At 76.7% G+C, this 4,904-nt stretch carries 5 protein-coding genes; 4 read left to right on the forward strand and 1 reads right to left on the reverse strand.

Going from position 1 to position 4,904, the window contains the following annotated elements; translation table 11 throughout:
- Positions 1 to 146 precede the first annotated feature (146 nt).
- Complete coding sequence (locus SSBG_RS33795) at positions 147 to 302, reverse strand: hypothetical protein (protein WP_199781401.1); 156 nt, start codon at positions 300 to 302, stop codon at positions 147 to 149.
- 297 nt (positions 303 to 599) lie between these two features.
- Here SSBG_RS33795 and SSBG_RS23095 point away from each other — a divergent pair, with 297 nt between their 5' ends.
- The 4 genes from SSBG_RS23095 to SSBG_RS23110 all read left to right on the forward strand — a co-directional run.
- Positions 600 to 1,871, forward strand: coding sequence for an NYN domain-containing protein (locus tag SSBG_RS23095; RefSeq protein ID WP_037870462.1), 1,272 nt, complete (start codon positions 600 to 602; stop codon positions 1,869 to 1,871).
- Between the two features lie 237 nt (positions 1,872 to 2,108).
- The gene (locus tag SSBG_RS23100) at positions 2,109 to 3,119 is read left to right on the forward strand and encodes an ABC transporter ATP-binding protein (RefSeq protein WP_008748485.1); all 1,011 of its coding nucleotides are present in this window, start codon (positions 2,109 to 2,111) and stop codon (positions 3,117 to 3,119) included.
- 130 nt (positions 3,120 to 3,249) lie between these two features.
- Positions 3,250 to 4,092: an ABC transporter permease gene (locus SSBG_RS23105; RefSeq protein WP_008748486.1), complete on the forward strand. Its 843-nt coding sequence runs from the start codon at positions 3,250 to 3,252 to the stop codon at positions 4,090 to 4,092.
- A 201-nt stretch (positions 4,093 to 4,293) separates the two neighbouring features.
- The coding region (locus tag SSBG_RS23110; RefSeq protein ID WP_008748487.1) for a hypothetical protein at positions 4,294 to 4,904 on the forward strand (611 nt) is incomplete at its 3' end.

The raw sequence follows: 4,904 nt of genomic DNA on the forward strand, positions 1-4,904 counted from the left end.
CCCTTCTCGTACGCCTCCGGGGGCGTGACACCGGGCGCGTACGGGCCGCGCGGCGTGCCCGCCCGAAGGCCGGCGGGCCCGCGGGACCCCGGGCGCGCACGGTCGGTCGTACGCGCCCGGGGCGTCCGGATACCCGGCTTCCGGGGTCAGTTGTGGCCGAAGCGCCGCTCGCGGCCCTTGCGGGCCATGTCCCCCGGAGTCGCCTGGTGCGCCTCCGTGGACGTCTCCTTGGCCTGCGCGCCCGCCGCCTCGGCGGAGGAACGGTTCTGGGCACTCTGCTTGCGGTTCTTGTTCTTGGCCATGTGAATCTTCCTCCTGGGAAGGTCTGGGGGCCAGGTACGCGCTCACTCTCACACGGCCGGACAAAGAACGCATTTCGGATAATTACCGTGCGTGACAGGGGTGCCGAGGCGGCGCGCGCGAGCCGTGGCACGGCCGCCGGCGGACGGCGGCGACCGGGCTCGCCGCGAAACGGCACGCCGATGATCGAGTTCGGACCGTTAACCCTCGTACGGTCGGGCAGACTCGAAGCGAAGCCGGAGCGAAACCGCCTTCCGTCACCGGGGACGGAGGCGGGCGCCGGTTCCTGAGGGAAGAGGGTGGAACGCGTGGACCGCTGCGTCGTCCTGGTGGATGCCGGGTATCTCCTCGGTGCCGCCGCCAGTCTGCTGGCCGGTGATCCCTCGCGTTCCCGGATCACCGTCGATCACGCCGCGCTCATCCAGCGGCTGCGCGAGCGGGCCGAGGAGGAGACCGGCCAGCCCCTGCTCCGCATCTACTGGTTCGACGGCGCCCCCGACCGCGTCCCGCAGCCCGAGCACCGCAGGCTGCGGGTCCGCCCCCGCGTCACCGTCCGCCTCGGCGCCCTGACACGCAGTGACGGACGCTGGGCGCAGAAGGGCGTGGACGCGGCGATGCACGCCGAACTCACCGAACTGGCCCGCAATCGCGCCTGCTCCGACGTCGTCCTCGTGACCGGGGACGGGGATCTCCTGCCGGGCCTCGTCTCCGCCAAGGAGCACGGGGTCGCCGTGCACCTGTGGGCCGTTCAGGCGGCGGACGGCGACTACAACCAGTCCGAGGACCTCGTCGCCGAGGCCGATGAGCGACGCGTCCTGGACCGGCAGTGGATCACCGGCGCGATCCGCGCCAAGGAGGCCCCCGGCCCCTGCGCGCTGCCCGCCGTGCCGCGCAGCCCCGAGATCACCGCGATCTTCTCCGCGCCCTTCCCCGACGGCGACGGGGCACCCCCCGCCCCGCGCGCCGCCGAGACCGCGCACGGGACGGAGACGGGAGCGGGCGTCGTCGCGGGGGGCGCCGGCTCCGACGGCGGGACGGCGGCGGACACCGGGGCCCCGCCCGGCGAGGACGGGCAGGCGGGGGAGCGGGGCGGGAGCAGGACCGTCCCCACGCCGAAGGACCTCGCGGCCCTCAAGACCCCCGCGCCGCAGCCCGCGCCCAACGCGACCCTGCGCTGGTCCTCCGACAAGGGCTGGGTCGAGCGCCCGGGCGGCGAGTCCGCCGAGGCCGCGGCCCTCCCGACGCTCGCGCAGCTCACCACCGCCGAACAGCGCTGGGCGGACCGCGAGGAGGACATCACGACGGTCGGCGGCGACCCCTTCGAGGTCGGCCAGGTCTTCGCCCGCCGCTGGCTCGCCCGCGTCCCCGCGCACCCCCCGGCCCGCGACCGCCTCGCCCCCCTCTACCCCCGCATCCCGCACCGCATCGACGGCGAACTCCTCCGCTACGCGGCCCGCTTCGGCCTCCTCGCCCACAAGGACGACCAGATCGACGAGAACGACCGCTACGCGATCAGGGCGGGTTTCTGGCGCGAGACGGGCGTGGAGGCGGGGGCGCCGACGGGGCGGTGACGGTGCCCCGGCGCCTCGCGCGGCGGCCCGGAGGGGGCCGGGAGGGGTCCGGAGGGGGTCCCGTCGTCCCGCGTACGCCCCCGGGCCACGTCCGCTCGCCCGGCGGCCCCGCGCCGGGACGTGCCGGTCCGCGCCCTCGTGGCGGCCGGGGGCGGGAGCGGCGCGACACGCCGGGGCCGGGACAGGAGTGGGCCCCGGGCGCCGTGTTCCCGGTTCGACCCAGTAGCCTCGGATGTCGTGAACACGGGTACGGCACAGGCGCGCGACGGCGAAATCGTGTGCGCGGTGCGCGAGCTGGTCAAGACGTATCCGGCGTTGCGCGGGCGGCGCGGGCAGCCGCCTGCCCCGGCGGTGCGCGCCACCGACGGCGTCGATCTCGATGTCCACCGGGGGGAGATCTTCGGCCTCCTCGGCCCCAACGGCGCCGGGAAGTCCACGCTGGTGCGCCAGCTCACCGGGCTCATGCGCCCCGACTCCGGCTCCGTCCACCTCCTCGGGCACGACCTCGTGCGCCACCCCGAACGCGCCGCGCGCCTGCTCGCCTACCTCGGCCAGGAGTCGACCGCGCTGGACGAACTGACCGTCGCGCTCGCCGTCGAGACGACCGGCAGGCTGCGCGGCATGGACGCGGCGGCGGTCCGTACGGCGCGCGCGGAGATCCTGGACGAACTGGGCCTCACCGCGCTCGCCGCCCGCCCCCTCAAGAAGCTCTCCGGCGGCCAGCGCCGCCTCGCCTGCTTCGCCGCCGCCCTCGTCGGCGACCGCTCCGTGCTCGTCCTGGACGAGCCCACGACGGGCATGGACCCGGTGGCGCGCCGCGCCGTGTGGGCGGCCGTCGACCGGCGCCGCGAGGAACAGGGCGTCACCGTCCTGCTCGTCACCCACAACGTCATCGAGGCGGAGACCGTGCTCGACCGCGTCGCCGTGCTCGAAGCGGGCCGCGTCATCGCCTGCGACACGCCCTCCGGGCTCAAGTCCCGCGTCGCCCACGAGGTCAGGCTCGACCTCGTGTGGCGCGAGCGGGCGCCGCTCGACGTGCCCGAGGTCGCGGCGCTGCGCGCCTCGGCCACCGAGTCCGGGCGGCGCTGGACGCTGCGGCTCGGCCCCGACGAGGCCCGCGCGGCCGTCTCCGCCGTGACCGGCGGCGCCGCCTTCCTCGCCCTCGACGACTTCACCCTCACGACCCCGAGCCTCGAAGACGTCTACCTCTCCCTCGGCGGAAGCACGAAGGGGCTGGTCAAGGCGTGAGCCGACGCAGCAGCAGCCCGGCGGGCGCGAGCCCGGCGCAAGCGAACAGGAGCACCCGGACCGTGACAGCCGTACCGGTGGACCTCGTGGACCGTGCCGACGACCGCTCCGGCCCCGGGGACGGCCGCCGGTGAGCGCGGCCCCGATCGAGGCGACCGGCACCGTGCGCACCCCGGGCCCGCGCCGCGAGAGCGCGCCCGCCCTCGCGCCCGCGCCGCTCGCGCCGCGCGCCCGGCTGCTGCCCGCGCTCGGCGCCGTCTACCGGGCCCAGCTCTCGCGGGCCCGCGTCGCCCGTATCCCGCTGCTCTTCGTCGCGACGTTCCAGTCCGTCGGCATCATGATCCTCATGCGGGGCGTCGTGGACGGCGGCGACGAGGCCCGCGCGGTCGTCGCCGGGTCCGCCGTGCTCGTCGTCGCCTTCGTCGCGCTCAACCTCCTCGCCCAGTACTTCGGCCAGCTCCGCGCCACCGGCGGCCTCGACCACTACGCGACGCTCCCGGTGCCGCCCGCGGCCGTCGTGCTCGGCGCCGCCGGGGCCTACGCCTCCTTCACGGCGCCGGGGACCCTCGTCACCGCGCTCATCGGCTGCGGCCTCTTCGGGCTGCCGGTCACGCACCTCTGGATCCTGTGCGCCGTCGTCCCCCTCGCCGGGGCGGCGCTCGCCGGGCTCGGCGCCGCGTTCGGGCTGCTCGCGCCGCGCCCCGAACTCGCCACGCTCCTCGGCCAGCTCGGCATGTCCGCCGCGCTGCTCCTCGGCGTCCTGCCCCCCGACCACCTGCCGGGGCCGGTCCAGTGGTGCCGCGACCTGCTGCCCTCGACGTACGGCGTCGAAGCCTTCGCGAGGACCTTCACGGCGCGCCCCGACTGGCTCGTGGTCCTCGGCGATCTCGGCGTCTGCGCGGCGGTCGGCGCCGTCTCGCTCGCGGTGGCGACCTGGGCGTACCGTCGCGCGGCCGTCGCGGGGCCCCGCTGAACCCGCCGCCGGGGCCGTGCGCTCCGTCCCGCGCGCCGCACAGGCCGTCCACAGGCTGACCCGCACGGCACCCCTCGAACGGCCGTCCCGGCACGCGTTTGGCACGATGGCCCGGTGAGCGCTCCCCAGACACCGCCCCCGGCCCCCTACGACCTCCCGCGCCAGCCCGCCGAGAGCGGGGGAGCGGGGGCACGGCGCGGCGTGCTGCTCGCGCTCGGGCTCGTCGTGCTCGGCCTCGCCTTCGGGGCGCTGTGGCTGTGGCTCGCGCCCCGCGTACCGCTCGTCGCGGACGGCAAGGCGGTGTACCTCAAGGACAGCGAGGGCGAGCAGCCCATCGGCGCGGACGGCACCTTCGCCCTGACCGGCCTCGGCCTCGGCGTGCTCACGGGCCTCGCCGTCTTCCTGTGGCGCCGCGCGGGCGGCGCGCTGCTCGTCCTCGGCATGGCGGTGGGCGCGCTGCTCGGCTCGGTCGTCGCCTGGCGGCTCGGCGTGTGGCTCGGGCCGACGCAGGACGTCGTGGCGCACGCCAAGGAGGTGGGCAAGAACGTCACCTTCGACGCGCCCCTCAAGCTCGCCGCCAAGGGCACGCTGCTGGCCTGGCCCCTCGCCGCCTGTGCGACGCACCTCCTGCTGACCGCCGCCTTCGGCCCCCGCGACCCCTCGCCCTACGGCCTGGACGCCGTTCCCGCCCGGACGAGCCCGGACGGCGGCACCGAGCGGCGCGCGGCGGGCGGGGCCCCCGAGGGCGACGAGGGCACGGGCCGGGACGGTACGGGTGGTCCGGGCGCCCCGGCGCCCTACGCCCCGCCCCC

The organism is Streptomyces sp. SPB074 (assembly GCF_000154905.1).
Classification (GTDB): Bacteria; Actinomycetota; Actinomycetes; order Streptomycetales; family Streptomycetaceae; genus Streptomyces.